This is a genomic window from Methanoregula sp., from assembly GCA_041645435.1.
In the GTDB taxonomy this organism is placed as follows: domain Archaea; phylum Halobacteriota; class Methanomicrobia; order Methanomicrobiales; family Methanospirillaceae; genus Methanoregula.
Genome location: JBAZQB010000013.1, coordinates 1 through 22,537, shown reverse-complemented (window position 1 = coordinate 22,537; position 22,537 = coordinate 1). Strand labels below are relative to the sequence as shown.

At 53.7% G+C, this 22,537-nt stretch carries 27 protein-coding genes and 1 tRNA gene; 7 read left to right on the top strand and 21 right to left on the bottom strand.

Annotated elements, in window-relative coordinates:
* Positions 1–57: 57 nt before the first annotated feature.
* The 12 genes from rsmA to WC593_15485 form a co-directional block, all read right to left on the bottom strand.
* Positions 58–822 (bottom strand): 16S rRNA (adenine(1518)-N(6)/adenine(1519)-N(6))-dimethyltransferase RsmA, encoded by a 765-nt coding sequence (gene rsmA / locus WC593_15540; GenBank protein MFA4826562.1) that lies wholly within the window; start codon positions 820–822, stop codon positions 58–60.
* The gene (locus WC593_15535; protein ID MFA4826561.1) at positions 819–1,382 is read right to left on the bottom strand and encodes a DUF655 domain-containing protein; all 564 of its coding nucleotides are present in this window, start codon (positions 1,380–1,382) and stop codon (positions 819–821) included. Before WC593_15535 ends, rsmA begins: the two co-directional genes overlap by 4 nt.
* 12 nt (positions 1,383–1,394) lie before the next feature.
* A complete protein-coding gene (locus tag WC593_15530) occupies positions 1,395–1,745 on the bottom strand; it encodes an RNA polymerase Rpb4 family protein (GenBank protein MFA4826560.1) in 351 nt (116 codons plus the stop codon).
* Between the two features lie 22 nt (positions 1,746–1,767).
* Positions 1,768–2,058, bottom strand: coding sequence for a 50S ribosomal protein L21e (locus tag WC593_15525; protein MFA4826559.1), 291 nt, complete (start codon positions 2,056–2,058; stop codon positions 1,768–1,770).
* Between the two features lie 2 nt (positions 2,059–2,060).
* Positions 2,061–3,293 (bottom strand): tRNA pseudouridine(54/55) synthase Pus10, encoded by a 1,233-nt coding sequence (locus tag WC593_15520; protein MFA4826558.1) that lies wholly within the window; start codon positions 3,291–3,293, stop codon positions 2,061–2,063.
* A complete protein-coding gene (gene trmY, locus WC593_15515) occupies positions 3,284–3,862 on the bottom strand; it encodes a tRNA (pseudouridine(54)-N(1))-methyltransferase TrmY (protein ID MFA4826557.1) in 579 nt (192 codons plus the stop codon). Before trmY ends, WC593_15520 begins: the two co-directional genes overlap by 10 nt.
* Positions 3,863–3,870: 8 nt before the next feature.
* Positions 3,871–5,199, bottom strand: a complete 1,329-nt coding sequence (locus WC593_15510; protein MFA4826556.1) for a signal recognition particle protein Srp54 — start codon at positions 5,197–5,199, stop codon at positions 3,871–3,873.
* Complete coding sequence (ftsY, locus tag WC593_15505; GenBank protein MFA4826555.1) at positions 5,199–6,236, bottom strand: signal recognition particle-docking protein FtsY; 1,038 nt, start codon at positions 6,234–6,236, stop codon at positions 5,199–5,201. Before ftsY ends, WC593_15510 begins: the two co-directional genes overlap by 1 nt.
* Before the next feature lie 14 nt (positions 6,237–6,250).
* Entirely contained in the window at positions 6,251–6,703 is a 453-nt protein-coding gene (gene pfdA, locus WC593_15500; protein ID MFA4826554.1) for a prefoldin subunit alpha, read from the bottom strand.
* A 277-nt stretch (positions 6,704–6,980) separates the two neighbouring features.
* Positions 6,981–9,020 carry a PAS domain S-box protein gene (locus tag WC593_15495; GenBank protein ID MFA4826553.1) on the bottom strand — a complete coding sequence of 680 codons (2,040 nt, stop codon included), beginning with the start codon at positions 9,018–9,020 and terminating at the stop codon, positions 6,981–6,983.
* Between the two features lie 179 nt (positions 9,021–9,199).
* Positions 9,200–9,460: an AN1-type zinc finger protein gene (locus WC593_15490; protein MFA4826552.1), complete on the bottom strand. Its 261-nt coding sequence runs from the start codon at positions 9,458–9,460 to the stop codon at positions 9,200–9,202.
* A gap of 625 nt (positions 9,461–10,085) precedes the next feature.
* The gene (locus WC593_15485; protein ID MFA4826551.1) at positions 10,086–10,397 is read right to left on the bottom strand and encodes a DUF4389 domain-containing protein; all 312 of its coding nucleotides are present in this window, start codon (positions 10,395–10,397) and stop codon (positions 10,086–10,088) included.
* A gap of 135 nt (positions 10,398–10,532) precedes the next feature.
* Here WC593_15485 and WC593_15480 point away from each other — a divergent pair.
* A tRNA-Val gene (locus WC593_15480) sits at positions 10,533–10,606 on the top strand.
* A 9-nt stretch (positions 10,607–10,615) separates the two neighbouring features.
* On the opposite strand, the gene WC593_15475 is transcribed toward WC593_15480, so the two are convergent.
* On the bottom strand, positions 10,616–10,870 hold the full coding sequence (locus WC593_15475) for a hypothetical protein (protein ID MFA4826550.1): 255 nt from the start codon (positions 10,868–10,870) through the stop codon (positions 10,616–10,618).
* A 141-nt stretch (positions 10,871–11,011) separates the two neighbouring features.
* Between WC593_15475 and WC593_15470 the strand changes: the two genes are divergently transcribed.
* From WC593_15470 to WC593_15455, 4 genes are all read left to right on the top strand, one after another.
* The gene (locus WC593_15470; GenBank protein MFA4826549.1) at positions 11,012–11,230 is read left to right on the top strand and encodes a PspC domain-containing protein; all 219 of its coding nucleotides are present in this window, start codon (positions 11,012–11,014) and stop codon (positions 11,228–11,230) included.
* A 49-nt stretch (positions 11,231–11,279) separates the two neighbouring features.
* Positions 11,280–12,413, top strand: coding sequence for a glycosyltransferase family protein (locus WC593_15465; GenBank protein MFA4826548.1), 1,134 nt, complete (start codon positions 11,280–11,282; stop codon positions 12,411–12,413).
* 13 nt (positions 12,414–12,426) lie between these two features.
* The gene (locus tag WC593_15460) at positions 12,427–12,696 is read left to right on the top strand and encodes a hypothetical protein (GenBank protein MFA4826547.1); all 270 of its coding nucleotides are present in this window, start codon (positions 12,427–12,429) and stop codon (positions 12,694–12,696) included.
* Between the two features lie 67 nt (positions 12,697–12,763).
* Positions 12,764–13,903 (top strand): hypothetical protein, encoded by a 1,140-nt coding sequence (locus WC593_15455; GenBank protein MFA4826546.1) that lies wholly within the window; start codon positions 12,764–12,766, stop codon positions 13,901–13,903.
* Positions 13,904–14,191: 288 nt separating this feature from the next.
* Here the strand turns inward: WC593_15455 and WC593_15450 are convergent, their stop codons facing one another.
* Genes WC593_15450 through WC593_15425 form a run of 6 tightly spaced genes read right to left on the bottom strand, consistent with a single transcriptional unit; the run spans position 14,192 to position 18,989 of the window.
* Positions 14,192–15,844 (bottom strand): ATP-dependent DNA ligase, encoded by a 1,653-nt coding sequence (locus WC593_15450; protein ID MFA4826545.1) that lies wholly within the window; start codon positions 15,842–15,844, stop codon positions 14,192–14,194.
* A 51-nt stretch (positions 15,845–15,895) separates the two neighbouring features.
* Positions 15,896–16,684: an MBL fold metallo-hydrolase gene (locus WC593_15445; protein ID MFA4826544.1), complete on the bottom strand. Its 789-nt coding sequence runs from the start codon at positions 16,682–16,684 to the stop codon at positions 15,896–15,898.
* A 54-nt stretch (positions 16,685–16,738) separates the two neighbouring features.
* Positions 16,739–16,924 (bottom strand): hypothetical protein, encoded by a 186-nt coding sequence (locus WC593_15440; GenBank protein MFA4826543.1) that lies wholly within the window; start codon positions 16,922–16,924, stop codon positions 16,739–16,741.
* Between the two features lie 13 nt (positions 16,925–16,937).
* Complete coding sequence (locus WC593_15435) at positions 16,938–17,126, bottom strand: hypothetical protein (GenBank protein ID MFA4826542.1); 189 nt, start codon at positions 17,124–17,126, stop codon at positions 16,938–16,940.
* A gap of 58 nt (positions 17,127–17,184) precedes the next feature.
* A complete protein-coding gene (locus WC593_15430; GenBank protein ID MFA4826541.1) occupies positions 17,185–18,264 on the bottom strand; it encodes an ABC transporter ATP-binding protein in 1,080 nt (359 codons plus the stop codon).
* Positions 18,261–18,989 (bottom strand): ABC transporter permease, encoded by a 729-nt coding sequence (locus tag WC593_15425; GenBank protein ID MFA4826540.1) that lies wholly within the window; start codon positions 18,987–18,989, stop codon positions 18,261–18,263. The genes WC593_15430 and WC593_15425 overlap by 4 nt, the downstream gene beginning before the upstream one ends.
* A gap of 485 nt (positions 18,990–19,474) precedes the next feature.
* On the opposite strand from WC593_15425, the gene WC593_15420 reads away from it, so the two are divergent.
* On the top strand, positions 19,475–19,645 hold the full coding sequence (locus WC593_15420) for a hypothetical protein (GenBank protein MFA4826539.1): 171 nt from the start codon (positions 19,475–19,477) through the stop codon (positions 19,643–19,645).
* Positions 19,645–19,827, top strand: coding sequence for a hypothetical protein (locus tag WC593_15415; GenBank protein ID MFA4826538.1), 183 nt, complete (start codon positions 19,645–19,647; stop codon positions 19,825–19,827). Before WC593_15420 ends, WC593_15415 begins: the two co-directional genes overlap by 1 nt.
* Before the next feature lie 258 nt (positions 19,828–20,085).
* On the opposite strand, the gene WC593_15410 is transcribed toward WC593_15415, so the two are convergent.
* Entirely contained in the window at positions 20,086–21,339 is a 1,254-nt protein-coding gene (locus tag WC593_15410; GenBank protein ID MFA4826537.1) for a Coenzyme F420 hydrogenase/dehydrogenase, beta subunit C-terminal domain, read from the bottom strand.
* Positions 21,340–21,341: 2 nt separating this feature from the next.
* On the bottom strand, positions 21,342–22,537 hold a 1,196-nt coding region (locus tag WC593_15405), incomplete at its 5' end, for a molybdopterin-dependent oxidoreductase (protein ID MFA4826536.1).

Below are 22,537 nucleotides of genomic sequence, written 5' to 3'. Positions count from 1 at the left end.
AAATTCAGAATTAACAACAAAGAGTCAGAATCATTACCAGAAAAGTCGCATCGCCAATCACGCGATGTTGCTGATTGTAGCAAAATCCTCTAGGTACAGCGCCTCAGGGCGGCTCTGGAGAATCTCATCGGGCAAAGCAGCAATCGCCCGTTGCACCCATGCAGGATCGAGCATCCCGGCGGATCCTTTGAGACAGTTACGGACCGTCTTTCGCCGGTGCGAGAAGAGCCCCCGGACAACATCTGCATAGCGTTTCTTGTCTTCAATAAAGAAGATCGGATCGCGGGGGAAGATCTTCACGACGGTGGAATGCACCTGCGGGCGGGGAGAGAAGCACTGCGGGGGAAGTTCAAAACACCGCTGTACTGCAGCGTATGTCTGGACCATGATCGACAGTCTGCCGCACTCCTTGGAGCCTGCCGGGGCAACCATCCGGTCCGCAAATTCACTCTGGTACATCAGCACCGCGACCCGGAACCCGCGCTCGAGCAGGCGGAACGTGATCTTGGAGCTGACCGAATAGGGCAGGTTGGAAACAGACATTTCAAACGACGGGAGTTCGCACCGGGTGGCATCGCCATGCTGAACGGTAAGCTGACCACTCTCAATTTCATCAAAAAAACTGTCAGCGAGTTGCTCGCAGAGCATCCCGTCAAGCTCAATTGCGTGCACAATCGCACCACGATCCAGCAGGGCACGGGTGAGTGCCCCGTTGCCCGGGCCGATTTCGAGAACGCGTTTGCCCTTAACATCCTCAAGGTCAGCTATCCGCCTGACTGCATTGGGATCTATGAGGAAGTGCTGGTCGTGATAGGCTTTCATCGGGTGGTAAAGACGTGGTATTTGGTTTCCTTGACCTCGAGCTCTTCGATAATCCGTGCCTGGATCATCTTCTCGGGGTGGGGGATCGATTTGATACGAGCCGATATGTCTGCCAGACTTGCAAACGGTTTCTTGTTGCGCTCTTCTAAAATCTCCCACATCAGTTTCTTCCCTATGCCCGGGAGGAGGTGCAGCATATGAAGCCGGGGCGTAATCGAGATCGCCTTATTAAAGAAAGCGACAAAATCCGCTTCCCGCTCCTTAATCACTTCTGCAATAATAAACGGAAGTTCGCCTCGTGCAGTAGGGGTAAGTTCTTCATACCCGATCCGGCGCTTCACCCGCTCAATCCTGTCCCGCTCGGCATCGCCGATATAGACACGGTCATGGAGCTGGATGAGAGCCGATGGCTTAGGTACAAGTTCGAGAAGTTTGAACTGCTCAACACCCATTGCCTGCACGATAGGCTCCCGCTTGAACTGTGGGCGGGGGTCTTCAGCATGGCCCTTCATGAGCACATCCAGTACGATCGCGTTGACCTCTTTTTTCTCCGCCTTCATCTCAATCACACCTCAGAAGTGTGTCATCACCAGTTCAATGATAGTATCGACTTCTTCAGGAGAAAGCGTGAACCGCTCCTTTGCGTATATCGCCCTGACTTCATCACGGGTCTTTGGCATGATATTGGCGATACGGTACGCAATGTCCGGTTTCATCTTTTCCAGTTTAAGGAGGTCGGCTACGAGGGCTTTGGCCTTTTCCGGCGTAGTCTTTGTCAGCTGATTAGCATGTTCAATGCAGCGCCGGAACTCATACGACATCTCCTTCTCGGCGGCAATCCGTTCGGATTCCACCGCTAAAAGGACTCCGCGCATCTCGGGGAGCGTAACCTTCTCTTCGCTAATTATACCCTTAACTTTCATGCCAATCACCTAGACAGTGAGTTTACTTTTGTGCTTTTAGATGTTGTGGTCTGGAGATGACGGTCTTGTCGGCGTCACCATCACGGATAGTGAGCATCCATGCACGGCCACGCTGGCCGATAACGGTTCCGGTCTTCCCGTGGAACCTGCGGTGGGGCATACCCTTCTGGATGCTCGGCTCAACGACTACGTGTACCCTGTCACCAATCTCGAAATGCTGGATGACGGAGGTTACCGGCGGCAGGCCGCGCTTTCTTAGATCTTTCTTGAACTTATACCGTGTCTTCTTTCGTGGACCATTGTGATGTGCCATTTTTAATCTCCCTCCTTCATTCCTTCTACCTGTGTTACGTCGAGGCTGGTAACGCGGGCCGTTTTGTTCAGGATCTCGGCAAGACTCGGACGGGTTCTGCCTCCGTCCCCGCTCACGAGCTCTTTGATGTAGAGGCCGGCTTCGCCCAGGACTTCGACAACAAATTTGCCGTCCTGTTCCCCTGCATGCTCGATAGCGAGGACTTTTCGCTCCCGGATCTTGTCTGCTCTCCGGTGAGCGACCCTTTCGGGCGTGCGCTGTTGTATTGTGACGCCCTGCAAGGTTTTTACAGCATTTGCGAACTCATCCGCAGATAATGCGCCGTCAACCTCGACCAGGATCCTGTATTTTTTATGCGCTTTGTTTGATTTAAGGGTTTCCACCTCAGCCCGGTCTGTCCAGCGCTTCAGTTCTACAGAAACCCGCCCGCCCGCCGTCCGGTTGATCTCCGCTTCGAGTTCCCTGAGATCCAGGGTGCGCCGTTTCGGCTCAACCACTTCAAGGATAAACGGGCGACCGGTGCCCACCATCCGGGCGTCGATATCCTCCCTCCCGGCCCCGTGAAGCACGGCATTGGTCGCATCAAATGCCTCGATAACCGGCCTGCCGATCAGTTCCTCCACGGAATCGAGATACTGGGCACCGGTGAAATTGCACTTCTCGCACCCCCTGCCCCGGCACTCCCGGCAGTCCCAGTGGGTCTGCGGAATGCCCCGCTCGAACTTCTGGTACCGGCCGTAGAAGAAGACCGAGTTGACCAGCACTTCCGTATTCCCGGTGGAAGGATCGAGAATGACCACGATCTGGGGATTCTTGAAGTCCACGACTTTGCCCGTGCGGGCAGAGACTGCCTTTCCGACTTCACGGTTCACTTCCGACTTGAACGGTTCGGGCTCTGACAGCGACAGGTCGCTCCAGACCATCTCCTCGTTCTCGGCAATCAGCGGGGGGACGCGGCAACCGATCAGGAAATTATCGTATTCCAGGCCGGTAACCGCTGCAATAACGCGATCCGCCCAGAGCGGGACCTCGTCAAAGAAATTCCCGCAGACCCAGCAGGTTGCGCTGAATTTTTTATAGGGCACGTTTGCAACGATCGCTTTTGCGATCCTCAGGCCCCTTCCACGTTCATCATTGCTCAGCCCGTGCGAGCGTTTGCCAAAGAACCGCCCGAGGCAGTGATCGCAGCAGTCGCCATATTCCAGGATCTTATCCACCTGTTCGTTTACGTCCATTGGCTCTTTCTCCTGTCCAGTTCGTTCTGCAGCACCGTTATCGTGTGATCGGCATGCAGGCAGTTCGGCCCCACGGAATACCGCGGGCAGTCTTTTACCAGTTGTTCTTCGGCTTCTGTGAAGTTCAGGTGATCTGATAGCAGGAACGCATCAGGCAGGATGTCTGCCTTCCGGATATCCGCACCGTGCTCATCCAGCACGGCAAACGTATGCCCGGTCATGAGCCGGTCGAGACCGCCCTTGCGCACCTGTATACCATCCGCCGCTTCGCGGAACTCATTTCCACAGACAGTATCCAGCGCCTTTTTTATCAATGCTCCGGCACTCCGCTCATCCGGGGAGAGCGAGCGTATCGTTTCACCGGAGAACTTCACCGTCTTGGGTCCGGCCGGTGCACCGCAGAGTACGAGGTAACATTCCACGTCCCTGCGGAGATCATGCGAGAGGAAGAACGATGCATTCACACACCGGCAGAGCACATCCATCCGGCCCCCGCTGCCCGGCAGGTCATTCAATGAATACCCCCCGTCAGTCCGGGCAATATGCCCGACAATCGCAAACACCGTCATACCGTATCTCACTGCTGGCCGGAGAAACGTTTCATCAGGCGCTGCATATTGAACTTCCCACCGCTCCCGGCACCACGGAGCCCTTTTAAGGTCCGCTGCATGGTCTTGAAGTACTTGAGCAGTTCACGGACTTCATCGGGAGTCCCTCCGGACCCGTGGGCGATCCGCGACATGCGGGAGCTGTTGATGAGCGTGGGATCATCGAGTTCATTGGGGGTCATCGAGTCCATGATGATCCGGTAGCGGAGCATCTTGGTGCTTGTCACATCATACACTCCTTCGGGCAGTTCCATGTTGCCGAGCGGGAGCATACCCATGATCTGTTTTAACGGCCCCATCTTGTTGAGCGCTTCGAGCTGCTTGTACATGTCGCGGAGGGTGAACTTGCCCTTCATCAGCGCGTTGACATCCATGTCATCCGCGTTCATCGCCTCGGTGGCCTTCTCATAGAGTGCCTTTAAGTCACCCATGCCGAGCAGCCGGGAGATGAACCCGTCAGCATCAAACCGCTCGAGATCCTCGATTGTCTCACCGGCGCCGATGAACGCAATCCCGCTCTTGGTCTCGGCAACCGCCGACATCGCGCCACCACCTTTTGCGGTACCGTCCATCTTGGTGATGATGACGCCATCAATCCCGATCGCTTCGTGGAACCTCTTTGCCTGCTCGCTTGCCTGCTGGCCGAGTGCTGCATCGATGACGAGCCAGCGGTGCGTGGCTTTCGTGAGGATATTGAGATCGATGATCTCCTGGATCAGGTCGGCTTCAAGCGCATGCCGGCCCTGGGTATCGACAATGATCAGCTCGTGATCTTTGAGTGCCACCAATCCCTCGCGGGTGATCTTGATGGCATCCTTCTCCGCCGGGTTGCCAAAGCAGGGGACATGGATCTTGGTACAGAGCGTATTGAGCTGGTCATAGGCACCCGGCCGGAAGGTATCGGCACAGATCACCGCGACTTTCATGCCCTTTTTCTGGAAATAGCGGGCAAGTTTTGCTGTCGTGGTGGTCTTACCGCTGCCCTGCAGGCCTGCCATAAGGATGGTCTGGGGTTCGAGTTTAACTTCGGTGGAGGCCCAGACGAGCCGGACGAGTTCCTGGTACACGATGCGAAGGACATGCTCGCGGACATTGGTACCCTTGGGCAGCTGTTCATCGAGAGAGCGGGAGCGGATTGACTTGCTCAGCTCCATGACGAGCTTCACATTCACATCCGCAGAGATGAGCGCCCGCTGGAGATCTTTTACCAGCTCATCGACCGCGGCACGGTCAACGACTGTCTTTCCGGCAAGTTTCTTTAACGCGTCTTTTAACGAGGAGGAGAGATTGTCGAGCATCAGGCACCATCCAGGAGTTCACTGACCATACCCGCAGGATCGAACGGGATGATATCGTCATATGACTGGCCAACCCCGAGGAACATGAGCGGTTTTCCAATGGTATGGGCGATCGAGATCGCCGCCCCTCCTTTCGAGTCCATATCGGCCTTGGTAAGCACAATCGCATCGGCACCGATCGTCCGGTCAAATTCGGCTGCCCGTATCACCGCATCGTTGCCAGCCACTGCCTCATCGACATACACCACGAGATCGGGTTTCATCACCCGTTTGATCTTGTCGAGCTGGTTCATCAGGTTTGACTTGGTATGGAACCGTCCGGCAGTATCGGCAAGCACCACATCAATTTTATGCGAGATGGCGTACTGCACGGTGTCAAAGAGGACGGCAGACGGATCCGCTCCCTCCTTGTGCTGGATGACCTTGATTCCTATCCGCTCGGCATGGACAGCAATCTGTTCGATTGCGCCTGCCCGGTAGGTGTCCCCGGCCCCGATCACGACAGAAAAACCCTGCTTGTGGAGATACGAGCCGATCTTTGCCACGCTCGTGGTCTTGCCCGTGCCGTTCACTCCGGTAAACAGGATCTTGACCGGGCGGGGGTGGGTGGCAATGTATTCTTTGAGATCGAAACCTTTGCCCAGTACATCGAGCAGTGCCGTTTTTAAGGCACTGACAACCATCGCATCAACCGATTCGCCAATCTTCCGGTGTTTCCCGACAAGGTTTTTCCGGACAATGACAATGATTGCATCCGTCACGGGCAGTGCCACATCGCTTTCAAGCAGTGTCATTTCCAGTTCAGAAAGAGCGTCTGCGATATTCTTGTCGGATACGATCAGTTCCCGTTCAAGGACAAGGACCTTGACTTTCTCAACAAAGGATGGGGCTGCGGATTGCGCAGGTTCCACGGCACCGGCTGCGGGAGCTGGAGGGGCAATGACCGGCTCAGCAGCAGGAGGTGCAACAACAGCCCCTATGCTGCTGCTTAACCGGTTTCTCGCAGCCTGAAGCCGCTCTTTGAGCCCCCCGAACATGAGAAAAGACCCCGTTATTCCTCTTCCTGCGGTACATCCATGGACTGCTGGTACCCGTACTCAAGCCGTTTTGTGATCTCGTTCATCTGGGCACGAAGCTTGTCAAGCGTTTCAGATACCCTTTTTTGCGAGGCTTCCATCTCCATGATCCGCTCTTTTAAGAAATCCACGGCTTCTTTGTTGGAGCGTTCGACTACGACTTCTGCACCGATGGCGACAAGGATCTTCTCGGGTTCGAGCACCTTTGCCCGCACGCTTGCCCCGCCACCGATCTGGAGAAGAACGATATTGTCTTCCGCTGCAACCATTGCTTCGAGCGCCTCAATGGCGGCGATCGCCTCCATCCTGCCATTCTCTAAAAGATTCAACTGCTCGACAAAGATCTCGGCCTGCTGTCCGTAGTCCTTGAGGTACTGCTGGAGCATCATCAGTTCGCGCTGGTCTGCCTGTTGCGTATGTGTTGCCAAAATCTGCCACCTCGTAATAGCTTCTTATTGAAAAATAATACTGACTCCTGATATGTTTGTCCTAGGGTATCATAAATGCATCATGGTGAGATCGGGGGATTTGCCATTTTTCCCGGGAGATTATTTCCGGATTTTTTTGCACAATTATTTTGCACAAACTAATGTCCTGAAAAATGTGTCCTGTAAATGAAGGCGGCACTCCGCAGTCTTGCTCCGGGGAATACTGTAAGCATTTTTTTCTGCGTGTTTTTTTCCGAAAGGGTGGATTTTGTGAGGATTATAGCACCTTTCTATTGCCGGACCGGTACATTTCTTTCGGTACACTGATGGTGAACCGTGCACCGCTGCCCTGGGTGCTGGTTTCTGCAATCGTGATACCGGTGATCGAAAGAATCTCGCGGGAAAGGAAGAGGCCGAGGCCGGTGTTTTTCCCAAACCCCTTCGCAAAGAGGTGAGGCCGGTCTCCTTCCGTGATCCCGACACCATCATCCTCGTACGTAATAACAAGATCGTCATCCACTTCCTGCGACGAGATCCTGATCGTCTGCAACCGCTCCCCCCCATATTTCAGGGAGTTGTCGATGAGGTTGTAAAACACTTTTTCAAAGAGAGGGTCTGCAAATACTTCAAGATCCAAACAGTCCACATCGACTTTCACATTACCAAGGGTCAATGCACCTTTGGCATCGATGACGGTATTCATGACATTCTGCCATACCGGTGTCTTTACCCCCATATCCTGGTAGTCGCGGGTGAAGATGATCTGGTGCTCGATGTTCCGGGTTGCCCTTTCAGAATGCTCGATATAATCGAGGAGCTGCGAATCTTCAGTATGTTTTTTGGTAAGGGAAAGGTATCCCCGGAGAACCAGAATCTGGTTGATGATGTCATGGCGGGTGATCGATGAGAGCAGATTGAGTTTTTTATTCGCCTGCGTCAGGGCATCTTCAGCTTTCTTTCGTTCAGTGATGTCGACAAAGGAAGCAATCGATTTTTTTGTTCCCGGGATAAGGGCGACTACCGCATGCAGGATTTTTATTGATCCGTTCCGGTCGTGCATACGGATCGTGTAACTCAAGGGAACCGATGCCGGGTCAATACGCCGTTGTTGATGGTATTTTTTGATCAGATCGAGATCGTGTGGATGGGCGATCTGATCCCAGCTCATCTTTCCCTCGATCTCCCCACGGGAATATCCCAGCAGCTGGGCGCATTCGGAGTTTGCCTGGTCAATGGTACCGTCCTCATTTAAGATGATGGTGGCAGCACCGGTGGTCTCAAAGAGGATGCGGTACCACGCTTCGTTCTGCGCAAGGACCACCTGCATATGCTTGCGTTCCGTGATATCCTGGATAACCCCCACCATGAACACCTTGCCTGCTGCATCCGTGTACAAGGTGAACGTAGAGATGATGGTGCATGTCTGTCCATCCGGTTTTGTTATCGTTATTTCCTCTTCCTGGGGGGCAAGTGTTCTGAAAATTTTTTCCACTCGTTCCCGATGGATATCAGCATCGTGCCGGTTGTAAAAATCCTGGTGCGTTTTTCCGAGTATTTCCTCCCGGACCCTGCCGAAAAATGTGCACAGGCTGTCGTTTACGAGGACAAAACGATGGTTCCGGTCTAGGACATAAACCGGGTAGGCTATTGTGTTGATCACTGAATTGAGGTTTCGCTTGGACTCCACCTCAAGTTCCAGCAGATGCATCTCAGTTCGGACCTTGCGTTCATGAAGGATATGATGGACAACAGACGCAAAAATGAACATGCCGACGACGTTAAAAACAACCATGGGGATTGCAACCATCGTAACTACGGTAAAAAATTCCGATGGTTTTGTCACAAGGACAAGCGTGTAGCAGGAGATAAGCGTCTCAGAAAGCGCAATGAACAGCACAGCAACCCATGTCGGGACAAACTGGCGTTTGTTCGCAAGATACATAATGCCGCCAAGAATTCCCGAGAGGATGGGGGCGGATAACCCGGTCCACATATAGGGGCCCCCCTGGGCAAACCGGAACAACCCCCCGATGATTCCTGAACCAATCCCGATGTACGGTCCACAGACCAGACCCGCAGCCATGGGGCCGATATCCCGCACATTCACAACAGCGCCATAGATAGAGAGCCCGGAGAGTGTCCCGAAGATTGACAGAACGCCAAAAAAAACGATGAGGAGTATCCGGGTGGTCCATGTTGGGTTGTGCTCGAAAACCTCATTGAAAAACCGGCTTCTCATGAAAACGGTTGCAAAGACGATGATCACACAGAGTATCTCAAAGAGTGTAACTGAACTCTGGATGATCGTCAGTTCCATAATATTCGATTGATGAATGAGTAAATAATTATATTGGGATAAAAATGATCTTTCCTCTTTTGAAATTATTTGACATGATATCTATCCATCCATGTGAGCGAACGAACGATTGGCATATCCAGGCCGGGGCTTCCTGTCAAAAAGGAGAGTTATCACTTTTATTCCCGATGAGGAATGGGTTACTTTCTTACAAACAGGTTTCCTGCTTTGCTTTCCACAGTTGTGCCGTCTGACGGGATTTTTTTCTTCCAGTCCCTGATATTTTTGCAGTCATGCTCAAAGGGAAGGCGGTGCCTGCCGCAAAAATACCGGTGACAGTACTCGCAATGGAATGGAAGATACACGCGCTCCCCGCAGAAGGCACAGTCCTCATGAAGCGGGGGAGGTTTCTTCCCGAATCGTTTTTTAAAGAATGTAACAATGGATGCGAGAATTCCCACAAATCTGTTATTGCCTCTACTGGGTTAAAAACGTTGAACCTGTATTAGCGGATTGTACAAATCCCCTGTTGAGTTTTTTTGCATTGTAGAAACAGGCATGAACCTATAACGTTCACACCCGAACCATGAAAATCATGTTTGTGATATTCCCCCGCCTCAGGCCCTCTCTTCAGGCACGGCGGGGCAAGGAGGTTTTAGAATAGTTAGTCCTCAAACGCCGCGGGGGCGCACCGTCGGGGGCGGCGACGTTCATCATTACCGGGGGTATGGGGGTCTCAACCCCCATTATCATATCTTGAGAACACGATTTTCATAGGGAAACCTTTTTTTTCATAATATATTGCCCCCCTCTTGCGCCACCAGTCCCCCGTTGGAGGACCGGCGCATCGCCATAGCCCGAGTAAGGTTACAGGAAATACATCATCATCACAATGGGGGGTGCCCCCGGGAGCGTCAGAATTTTCTCAATGAATTTTACCGAGCAAATTTTTTATACCCATTCTTTCATTAAAAACGCCCTGGAACCCGATGCGGGATTATGAAAACAGGGGATAAAACCTGAACGAGAAAAAATGAGGAGAGTCTTCAAAAAAAAAGGGTTGAGCGGTTCCGGCCAGGGGGTGTGTTACTCTTTGTAAATCTTCACGGCCACCGGGAGGATCTCCGGACGATTATCGGTCATGATATACGTGTAACTCATAACATTCACCAGGTATTCGAGATATCCCCGGGCAATGTTTGAGAGCCACTCGTTCCTGCTACCCAGGATCAGGATATGGAACCACTGGATGAACAGGCAGATGAATGTGATCATCCCATAGATCCAGAGAACGATACCTATGAGGATCCAGTATACGATGCGGATGAGCAGTTCAACGCGGCCCGCATCCTGCTCAAAGACGAAGAGTTGTTGTTTTGTGTCAGTACTCCCGGACATACAATCACCGGTTTAAGCATGTACGGGTGTGCGTAATAAAGTTCACGGGCACCCGTACAAGGCATAATTTGGGCGATCAGTACACTAATTTTTAATAATACTAGCACAGATGTTATAGAGCATCAGACTTTACGAGGGCTCGTGGTCTAGTTGGCTATGACGTCGCCTTGACATGGCGGAGGTCCTGAGTTCGAATCTCAGCGGGCCCATCTCCTGTTTTATTTTTCCTTAATCATCAGCCACAGAGCGATGAGCATCGCGATATTTGCGGCCAGGAACAGGAACGCGTCAATGCCGGCAAGGAACGGGATGATCCCCATCCTCGAGAGATCGAATACCACATACAGGCCAAACGTGGCAGCAATTGCCCAGCCAAAAGGTTTCTGCTTTTTTACTGCAATGAACACTGCACCCGCCGCGATAATAATCTCGATAAGAACGGAGAGCACCTGAATGAGATCTGCACCAGTCACAGGAATTCTGGTATCAGCCTGCCGGTATAAATGGGTTTGGTGATTCCCCGCTCCGCTTATGCATTCACCGCCATAAACCGGGTTTTTCAACCAAAAATCCGGTCAATCAGTTTTAATGAACGGACTTCCAAAACTATTTCCATGAAACGGCTGTATCGCTCGAAAACCCGCCGCATGCTTGCTGGCGTATGCGGGGGGCTTGGCGATTATCTTGGCATCGATCCTACGATCATCCGGCTGGTATGGGCGGTATTGACCCTGTTCACCTGGGGCATCTGGTTCCTTGCCTATATCGTTGCATGGGTTATCGTGCCGGAAGAAGAAACACCTCCGGAAGATCCATTCACTCCGTTACCGTGATAGCCGGAACCCGTAACATCTCAACACCCTAATACTCTAGGAAGGTTTCATGAAGATCCTCTTTGTCGTCTGTGGTGAAGGACTCGGGCATGCATCCCGCTGTCTCCATCTCGGGCATTACATGCAGCAGCAGCTGGGACACACGATCCACTTTGCCGGTTACGGGAAATCCTACGATTTCATGAAACAACACCGCTGCACCCACCTCCATTATACGCCCCGCGAGGTCTGCCTTGAAGGAGAAGAGGGTTTTTTCAGTCTCAAAAAGACGCTCTGGTACTCGAAATGGATCGTGCTCGACATGATCCGGTCTACCCTGAGCATCCGAAAGCTTATCATTGAACACCAGTTTGACTGCGTGGTGTGCGATACCATGTATGGCGGAATCCTTGCAGCACGGCAGCAAAACGTCCCCCTTGTCTTCATCACCAACCAGAACCATTTCAACGGGCCCGGCCGGTCGACAAATAGTGTCTGGAAGTTCCTCAATTTTTCAATACAACGATACATCCGCCTTGCCGACCGGGTGATCATCCCTGACTACCCGGCACCCGATACTGTAAGCGAATACAATATTGTCGTACCGAAAGGTGAAGAGGGGCGGTACGCCTTCACCGGCCCGTTTTACGACTTCGATCCTGCCCGGTATACGTACGACAAAAAGACAATATTTGCCAGTTTTGGGGGAGAACCCTACAAACTCCCGATGTACCTGATGTTAAAGACTATCGCAGACCGGAGAAAAGATCTGCTCTTCGATGTCTTTTATACCGGTGACCACCTGCCGGACTCTTCTGCCAATTTCCTCTCGCATGGCTATGTCTCGAACATCTACGAGCACCTGGCACAGGCAAGGATTGCGATTGTGCACGGGGGCCTGACCACGCTGCACGAGGCCCTGCTCTTTGAAAAACCCGTCCTGATCATCATGGACACCGGCCATCCCGAGCAGCAGAACAATGCCAAAAAGATCGAAGATCTTGGGGCAGGTACCTGTATTGACGGCCGGCTCGTCACCCAGGAAACCCTGGAGCAGAAAATTCTTGAGACCTTTGCAATCACCCCCCGACCTTTCCGCGAAGTTCATGCCACCATCAACGGGAGGAAAAATGCTGCCGGGATCATCTGCGATACCATTAACCGCAGGAAAAATTCATCAGGAACTCCTGCAAAAACACACTGATCAGGGAATTGTTATGCCAGAACCCGGGGAGATCACCACACTCAGGCACGCCGATGAAATCCGCGTATGCCCGGCATGCGGCTATACGTACGGCTTCCATACGTCATTTGTTTCGGCCAATGCGAACAAGGAACGCCCCATAAAAGACACCCGGGAAGTCTACCGGGTGATCCTCATCTGCCCGGAATGCGGGGCACGGTATGATGTGGGCTGGCGTGTTTCATTTATCGATCCCGAGAACCGGATTATCAAAACCATAGAACTCCAGCAGCAGACCCCATGACTGCGCGTATCCTGAAGGCAAAACCGGGGCAGATGACAAAAAACGCTGGCCGGATACCGGTGCAGGCATGATGCGGTGCGCAGAGTGCAAGGGAAAAGGGATGTGCGGCCTTTCCCGCTGTCCGATCATGAGCCGGTTCCAGGCCCAGGTCTCCGTAAAGCCCGCGACAAGCTACCAGGGCTGCTCACCCTCGGTTTTCATCGGCAGTTTCGGGTATCCCGATATGCAGGGCGGACCCCTGCTGATCAACGATTCCGACAATCCCCCGGAGTGGATCCGGCAGAACCTCGGCATGGAAGATATTGTGGGAATTCGTGCCCGCACGATCCGGGGGAATTCGGGACTGCACACGGTTGCCGGCAACCTGCAGGAGATTGCGCTCTCCACAATCCCGCTCGATGTCGATGTGTTGTTCACAAAGCCGGTTGCATTCAGCCTGAATTTCGATGGCACGGTCGCCCCGGTGGGTCTCACCGGCCCGGTCAAACATATGGATGTGATCGGCAGTGCCCGGGTGGAGCGGGCAGTTGACCGGGTAACATCCGATACGGATATTGGTGCAACCGATGCCTGTGTTGCCCTGATGGACTCGGACATAGATGTGTACCAGATCACCAAGCTGATGACGGCAGGGCTGCTGGGCAAACGGCGGAAATTCGTTCCCACGCGGTGGGCGATCACTGCTGTTGACGACACCCTGTCCATCCGGATGAAAAAAGAGATTGCCCGCTATCCCCCGATCGACGAGATCCACCTGTTTGACGGAGAGATCTACGGCAACCGGATCCTCTGCATCCTTGTCCCGGGCGACTGGAAGTATGAGATGATCGAGATCTGGGGGAAACAGACCCTCTGGGCAGGAGACGAAGCGGTGATCGTGCAGGACCGGGAGGGCATGACCAAGAAGGGGTACTCCCCCATATCCGGGGCGTACTACTCGGCACGGCTTGCCGCATGCGAATATCTCAAAACCATCCGGCGCTGTGCCCGGGTGATCATCATTCGCAATGTATCGGGTGAGTACTGGGCACCGCTCGGCACCTGGGTGATCCGTGAGGCAACCCGGAAAGCAATGCACACTCCCTCCACGGTCTGCCCGTCTCTCGATGTGGCGGTCACTGAAGTTTCAGCCAGGCTCGGCTCCGGTGCATGGCTCGGGCACAGCACGCTCATTCCCGAACTCAAAACGCAGAGAACGCTCTTTTGAGTTTGTCGATGGTGGCGTATGAATAACACAAGAATTTGTAGATCTTTTTGATGGGAGCTGATGCCCCCATACCCCCGAATGCGATGAACACCGCCGCCCCTGACGGGGCACCCCGCGGCGTTTGAGGACTAAATATTCTAAAATCTCCTTGCCCCGCCGTGCCTGAAGAGAGACCCTAAGGCGGGGGAGAATCATAAAAAAAACGATTTTCATGGCTTGGGAGTGAACGGTATCGGTTCATGTGCATTTCTACAGAGCCTAATTCCCACGAAATAACAACGAGCCCTTCTAGCCCTTATACGCCTGCGCTGAATTTGCCTGCCGTTTGTACCGGTCCCGGATTCCGTCAAGCGTTTCGATATCGGGGATATCCTTGTCATCGCGGAGACGGATGAACCGGGGGAACCGCAGGGCAAACCCGCCATCGTAATTGGTACTGGCCTGCAGTTCCGCATATCCCACCTCAAAGACCAGCGTCGGCTCAAATGTCACTTCCTTTCCGCTCTTTCCTATGACTGTGTCCTTGAGCAGCCCGTACACTTCGGCCAGTTGTTCATCAGAAAAGCCGGTGGCTACCCGGCTCAACGGTATGAGTTTTCCCTCATTCTGGCACGCAACAAGGAACGACCCGAACGCATGTGCCCGCTTCCCTTCGCCCCATTCGGCACCGATCACCGCAAGGTCGAGCGTGTCCACTTCGGGCTTGATCTTGATCCAGTTCTTCCCCCGCTGGCCCGGGGAATATGGCGAGGCGGGCACCTTGATCATGATCCCTTCGTGCCCGGCCGCGAGAGCAGCATTATAGGTTTGTTCTATAACGGCTGCATCGCTGCTCACCACCTGCGGGGCAATGAACATTTTTATGACACTCTCGAGTTTTTTCCTTCGCCCGGTAAGCGGGAGATCGATTAAGGTCTCACCGTCAAGCCAGAGGATATCAAAGACATTAGGCACCAGCTCGACAGCCTCGGTTGCCTCAGCCACATCATGGCGGCGCCGGAAGCGGCGGAGCACGGACTGGAAGGGCATGGGTTTACCATTTTTTATTGCAATGACTTCCCCGTCAATGATCACGTCATGATCGGTTGTACTGAGCAGCTGCTCTATCACATCCGGCAGTGCCCCGGTCACATCCTCGAGCCGCCGCGAGTACATCCGCGCCCAGTTGCCTTTCTTATGGAACTGGAACCGGGACCCATCGTATTTGTATTCTGCTGCAACCGGCCCGTGCTCAGCGATCATGTCGGCGATAACACCCTGCTGGGCGAGCATCATCCGTACCGGATGGAACGGCGTGATATGGACGTCCCGGAGTGCATCGGGGCCGATCTTTGCAAGCCGGGCAACTTCACCCGAGTCGTTAAGGGCCTGCATCGCGTGCTCGACAAGGGCTGAATCCACAAAAAAGGCTTTTGCGATTGCGTCCCGCACGCTCCCTTCGCCGACACCGATGCGGAGCTCTTCGAGCATGATCCGGGCCAGGTACCTGCCTTCGAGCGGGTGGGCATTGCCCAGCAGCCGGCGGACAGCGAGCAGTTTCTCCCGCTGGGATTTTTTTCCTTCCATTTCGGCAATGGTGATAAGTTCCCGGTCAACGCGGACAAGATCGAGTTCCTCGTGGAAAAACGTGGTCATCGACTTTTCCATCAGCAGTTCCTCAACAGCCTGCCCGACATCGCCGGTCTGGTTGATCTTCTCGATCACCTGCTCTTTTTTAATTCCTGCAACATAACCGACTGCCTCGTACAGGAGGTTCGGTCCGATCCCGAGTTTCCGGGTACTCCAGTCAGGAAAGCACCTCCCCATGACAAAACGCACAAAGACCAGCAGCTCTTCGGGTGAAAGGGTGGGCAGCACGGTGCTGATGAGATCGATCATCTCCAGCCGGCCGGAGATGCCTTCGAGTTTCTCGCAGGTCCTTGAAAAGTCCATAAAGAGCATGGGTTTTCTCGTCCTGATGTTTGGCCGGTGCAGGGATTAAGATTGTGTTTTTTAAAGCCTGATACACTGGGGGTCCGTATGTGTGGTCCCGCACTGGCTTGCGACAATCACATTCATTTCATCATAAAAAAGACCCAGTCCCTCCCGGGCACTGGCATTCACCCGCTCGGGAGTGTTATTGGTCTCGCTTAAATGTGCGAGGATTACCTGCGGGATATCTTTTCCCAGTACCTTCAGACCGGCAGCTGCTGCCGGATTTGACAGGTGCCCCCGTTTTGAACGGATCCTCCGCTTTAAGGATTCAGGATACGGCCCGTTGGTGAGCATATCCGGGCAGTGGTTGCTCTCGAGCACAATACCGTCACAGCACCGGAGTTTTTCAAGCATAGGGGGAGTCAGTATGCCCGTATCGGTGCAGTACCCGATCTTTAACCCGTTTTCGCGGATGACAAAACCGCACGGCTCGGCAGCATCATGCGATGTGGCAAACGGTTCAACCGAAAAATCCCCGATGGTAAACACATCATCATACCTGCATACCCGGCAGTCGACCGCTTTATCCGATGTGCGCCGGTGGTGCAGGAAATCATGGAGGGTGCCTTCTGTTGCATAGGCCGGAATGCTGAGCTTCCGCATGAGCACATCCAGACCCCGCAGATGATCCCCATGCTCATGGGTGACCAGCACGGCACTGATATGGCTGGCATCGAGACCCGCAGCAGAAATCCTTACGAGTATCTCTTTGGCGCTCAGTCCTGCATCGATAAGCAGGGCGCCGCTCTCCCCCTCAATAAAAAAGCAGTTGCCTTTGCTCCCGCTGGCAAGCGTCGTGCAGCGCATCACTTAATTATTGGTGATCCTCGTATTAACCAGCTCTGATAGAGGAAAAAGTTTTTATTTCCGGTCTTTGAGCACTTCGTACTCTGCCAGCACCGGAGCAATCGTCTTTGTCGATATTGAGCGGCGCACCAGCGTGGTAAGTTTGCGGCAGTAATGGATGTGCGCAACCTGAAAACTGACAATAAGCCCGAAACATAAGCAGGTGATGCTGATCAAGGAGTAACTTACTAGGTCAACCATCTTTTTTCACCCCTCAGGTCTCCTTTGCGAGTTCATCTATCATCGGGACCACGGAATCCGCATCAGAACACTGTCCGGCAATCACCATAAACCGTTTTGTATAGTACATCATCAGTAACTGGTACCCGATAATATATCCAATCATAAAGGTGAGGACTCCAATCCCCACGTAAATAAGAAGATCTGTAAACATTTCAGCCATAGCGCATCTCATTGACTGTTACGATGGCAACCTGATAAATATATTGAATAAATCTCATTTAGGGATCGGCACGCACATGAATCGCGGATGCTTTGACACTCGCAACAACGGTCGTACCGATCGCCAGTCCGAGTTCCCCGCAGGAGCGGGTCGTTATAAGTGCGATGATGGGCATCCCACAGTCTACCGTGACCCGGATAAATGGCCCGAGCGAGACCAGTTTTGTAATGGTCCCCACCAGCTGGTTGCGGACGCTGGTCTTCTTTGCTCCGTCAGGAATCGAGATCGACACTTCCTCGGGCCGGATATAGAGCGTTATGGTTTTTCCCGGGGGGCAGGGAGCAACCACTTCAAAGGAGGCATTGCCAATCGCTACGAGGGCTAGTCCCCGCTCATTGGTCTGGACTACCCCTTTAAGGATGGTATCGACACCGACAAACCGTGCGACCTCCCTGCCATAAGGTTTGTAGAATATATCGTGGAGGGTGCCCACCTGTGCAAGGCGCCCGTGCATGATCACCCCCATGCGATGGGCAAGGCGCTGGCCCTGGATCATGTCATGCGTGGAAAAGAGAATGGTCGTATGCATCCGGCTGTTAATCCGGATGAGCAGATCCTCGATGAGCTCCGTTGAGACCGGGTCAAGGTTTGCCGTGGGCTCATCCAGCAGCAGCACCTCCGGTTCGGTGACCATTGCCCGTGCAATCGCCACGCGTTGCATCTCGCCACCAGACAGGGTCACTGCCCTGCGCTCTTCAAATCCCAAAAGGCCGACAAGTTCCAGCGCTGAACGGACACGATCAGGGACCTGTGCCGGGTCAGCACCACGGAACTTCAGGCCGAATGCCACATTTTCTGCAACGGTGGTATTGAGTACCGCAGGTTTCTGGAAGACCATGCTCATGCGCCTGCGGATGGCGAGGCGTACCTGTTCGGTGCCGGCAGTGTCCTGCCCGTCAAAGAAGATCGTTCCGGCAGTAGGCAGGTCAAGAAGGTCGATGAGCCGGAGGAGGGTGGTCTTGCCGCTGCCGGAGGGACCGATGAGGGTGAATATCTCTCCGCGCCGGATCTCCAGGTTGATATCTTCAAGAATGTTCCGTTCACCAGCCTGGCGCGCAAGACCGGATATCCTGATCATGAGCGGGGGCCTCCCAGTACCTGCTGGTGTTCAGATGACAGGCCGGAGGTGATGATATTCAAAGCCACGACAACGACGAGTGCAATCGCGAGAAGGATAATGCCGAGTGCGATGGAGAAGCCAAAATCACCCATGCCGGTCTGGAGAGCAATAGCCGTTGTCAGCACCCGCGTCTGACCCGCGATGTTACCGCCAATCATCATGGCTACCCCGACTTCTGAAATAGCTCTTCCGAATGCAAGGATCACCGCACTGAGGATTGCCAGCCGGGCTTCTTTGACAATCTGGACTATGCACTGGAACTCGGTTGCTCCGAGAGATACCAGCGTATCGCTGATGTTCCGGTCAACGCCGCTGAGTGCAGAGATGACAAGACCGGTTGTGATGGGGATGATGAGGACCATCTGCCCGAGGATCATACCTTCCGGGGTAAAGAGAAGGCCAAACAACCCGAGCGGGCCGCTTCGTGAGAGCAGGAGGTACAACAGGAGACCCACGACAACGGTGGGAACTGAATAGAGGGTCTGGATGATCACTTTGAGGATTGACTTGCCCCGGAATTCACGGAAATGGATCAATCCCCCCAGGGGGATGGAAACGCATGCGGCAAGAAGTGTTGCGGCAAGGGAAATGTACACAGAGAGGGCGGCAATGTGCAGGACTTCCGGATTAAGAGTGACGATCAGGTCAACTGCCTGCGTGATTCCCGTGACAATTTCATCCATACGTACCACCAGTGTTAGAAAATAGTGGGTGAGGTGTAGTAATAAGTCGTTCTAAAGGAGGACTGCTGTTAACTGGTTCTCATTTATTTCTGGTTGGTGCTCACGTCGCTTATCGTAATAAATGGAACAAAGGCAGTTCCGGAGGAATCTGAGATACACTAAATTAAGCCCTCTGCGGGCTCCGTTTCAAAAAACCGGTTCTGGAAAAGCCCGTAAAACCGCCGGATCCGGGACCTGTTGCGAATTTCTCAGAATATCGCCCCGATTGCCCAAATCCGGGCGGAAACGCCCTCACTTGAAGCCCGCCAAGGGCCCTTAAACAGGCACGTTTTTCACAACGCAGTTTACCCAATCCGGGCTCCCGAAACCCAGCCAGAATGCGAATACAAAGATCATTTTTTCCGGGGACGAGATAATTCAGAAACTAGTGACGATATTGGTAAATTAACAAGCTGTATTAATGAAAAGATGAAAAGTAAATGATCATGGCGGAAAAACAGAAGTGTGAATACTGTGGTAAGGAAGCAATCGGGTTCCAGTCACTGGAGGGCAGTTTTGCCTATGTGTGCCTGGACCATGCAGACGGTCTCCTTCTTGCGCTCAAACCCGGCGAGAAGAAAATTTACGGCGTTTGTGTGCTCGAACGGTACAGCTGATGGCAGAAAAACACCTGTGCGAGTATTGCGGGAAGGAAGCCATCGGGGTCCAAGGACTCGGGTGCAGTGTTGCCTTCGTCTGCCGCGACCACGCCGACAATCTCCTTCTCGCACTCAAACCCGGTGAAAAGCAGGTGTACGGGGAATGTTACTTCGAACTATTCGAAACACCCGATCACTGATTTTTTTCTGAGACGATGGATGCAGCTCCCCCTGGGGATGCTCGTTCACCGCCCTGTCCATCTCCTTTTTTCCGGAGTTTTTTCCTGTGAAATGCACTACCAGCCCTGCCCGGGCTCCATGATCAGGACCCCGTACGCAGCACTACATCAGAAAAACCTGCACCTGCCTGATGGGAAAAACGCTGCCCCCCAAGATGTGCAGCACATCCGCTGACGAGAGGGAGGGAAATTATCGGTCAACCGGTAAAAAAAGGGGAATTAATGTTTCGTGAATGGGTTGAACACATTCTCGAAGATCATGTCGCTGCCGGTGTTGTGGAGCCGGGTACGCTCGGTCTTCTCCTCAGCAAACGCCAGGAGCGGGAGTTCCATGTCGACACCCGGGACGTGGCCGAACATCTTTTCGAGTTCAACCTGCTGGGCGTGCATGAAGAGCGCGTTCGGGATCTCTGCCGGGCAGAGTTCCTGGCACTGGCCACAGTTCACACAGGAGTCCGCAATGTGGGCGAACCGGATCAGGTGGAACATGAAGTTCGGGGGAAGCTCACCGGGTTTTACATAGGCCGGGTTCTTGGTGGTGCAATCCACACAGTAGCAGATCGGGCAGGCCTCGATACAGGAATAACACTTGATGCAGCGTGCAGTCTCGCTCATGATCTTCTTTAAGCGGTCCTTGCCTTCGCCGAGTGCTTCGAAATCGTGCTTGCGCCACTTGTCGCCAAGCTTCATCATCGCGCCTTCGACCTTTCCGCGGATCTCAAGACCCTTGGGGTTGGCTGCCTCGGTTGCGAGGATGCCGTTCTTGACTGCACCATTGACGAGGTTTGCACCCTTCTCGGAGCAGACCTCAACAAAGGTTGCTTTTCCTGCCTTGTCGCCGATGACTCCCCAGTTACCGCAGGCAAGATCTGCCTGGCGGGGGATCTTCATCTTGCAGCGGCGGCAGTTGCTGCGCCGGCCGTAGCCTGCTTCTTCGAGTTCGTCAACGGAGATACCCTTGTGTCCGCCTTCGTACTCGATAATAAACTGGCCCTTGTCGATCTCTTCCTTGTGGACGAGGTTGGGGTCGATGCCATACTTGTCAGCAATCATTTTGCGGGCAGGCACCGGGCTGACCGAGCCACCGCAGTTGACACCGATCATGACGACATTGTCGAGGTTGATCTGCTTGCGCTTGGCCAGTTCGTAGAACGCCATCGCATCACAGCCCTTGACAGTCACACCGATCTTCATATTCGCTGCACCCTCGAGATATTTCTTCACGAGTTTTGGCAGGAGAAGTGTACCGCAGTGGAGTGAACCGGCTGTCCTGGCAAGGTCCTTGGGGTCCTTGATCAGGACCGGCTGTGCATCGTAGAGGTCAGTTCCCTTGGTGATAACCAGGACTGCATCCACTGCCTTGGACTCGAGTGCGTATTTCCAGAGACCAGTGACTGCACCGCCGAGTTCTGCTTTCTTTTTTATATCTGCGTCATTGGTCCACGCGTAGAGCATATCGCCTTTCTTTGCCATGATCAGGCCTCCTTAATCTTCTCTAATTTACAAGCACAGGCCTTGAACTCAGGGATCTTTGCGACAGGATCGAGCGCATTGTTGGTGAGCAGGTTTGCAGCACATTCCACATAGTGGAACGGCATGAAGACAACACCTTTCTTGATAGTCTTCGTCACACGGGCGCCAATCGTAATCTCTCCCCTGCGGGAGATTGCCCTGACCATTTCCTTGTCCTTGATATCCAGCGCCTTTGCGTCCTCAGGATTGATCTCGACCCAGCCCGTGGGCTCTTCGCGTTCGAGATCAACAGAGCGGCGGGTCATGGTACCGGTATGCCAGTGCCAGATACAGCGGCCGGTGGTCAGGAGGAGCGGATACTCCTTGTCCGGAACTTCTGCCGGGGGCTTCCACTCTATCGGGGTAAAGATGCCAAGACCGTCCGGGTGAGTGAACTTTTCCTTGTGCAGGATGGGTGTACCCGGGTGCTCCTTGGTGGGGCAGGGCCAGTGAAGGGCTTCGGGTTTTTCGAGGCGTGCATAATCCATACCGCCATAGGATGGGGTGACCTTTGAGATTTCCGTGAAGACTTCTTCTGCACTCTTGTACGGGAACTGTTTCTCGTATCCCATGTGCTTGGCAAGTTCGCAGAAGATCTGCCAGTCTGCCTTTGCCTCGCCGGGCGGGTCCTGGGCCTTGCGCCACTTCTGGACGCGGCGTTCGGTTGAGGTCTGGGTGCCGTCCTTCTCGGCATAACAGGCTGCCGGCAGGACAACATTGGCGAACTGGGCGGTCTCGGTCAGGAAAATATCCTGCACTACCATGAACTCGGCATTCTTCAGGCCTTTTTCCACGTGGTGGAGGTCCGGGTCGGAGAGCATCGGGTTCTCACCCATGATATAGACGCACTTGACCTTCCCGGGCTCATCGGCAAGGGTATTGATCAACGTGGTAACCGTCAGACCGACTTTGCCCTCGGCAATCGTACAGCCCCATGCATCCTCCATCTTCTTCTTCATCTCGGGGACAAGCACCGACTGGTACCCGGAGTACACGTTTGCAAGCGCTCCCATGTCGCAGGCGCCCTGCACATTGTTCTGGCCACGCAGTGCGCAGATACCCGTGCCGGGTCTTCCGAGGTTGCCGGTCAGCATCTGGAGATTTGCAACCGATTTGACGTTGTCGACACCGGTCGTGTGCTGGGTGATACCCATCGAGT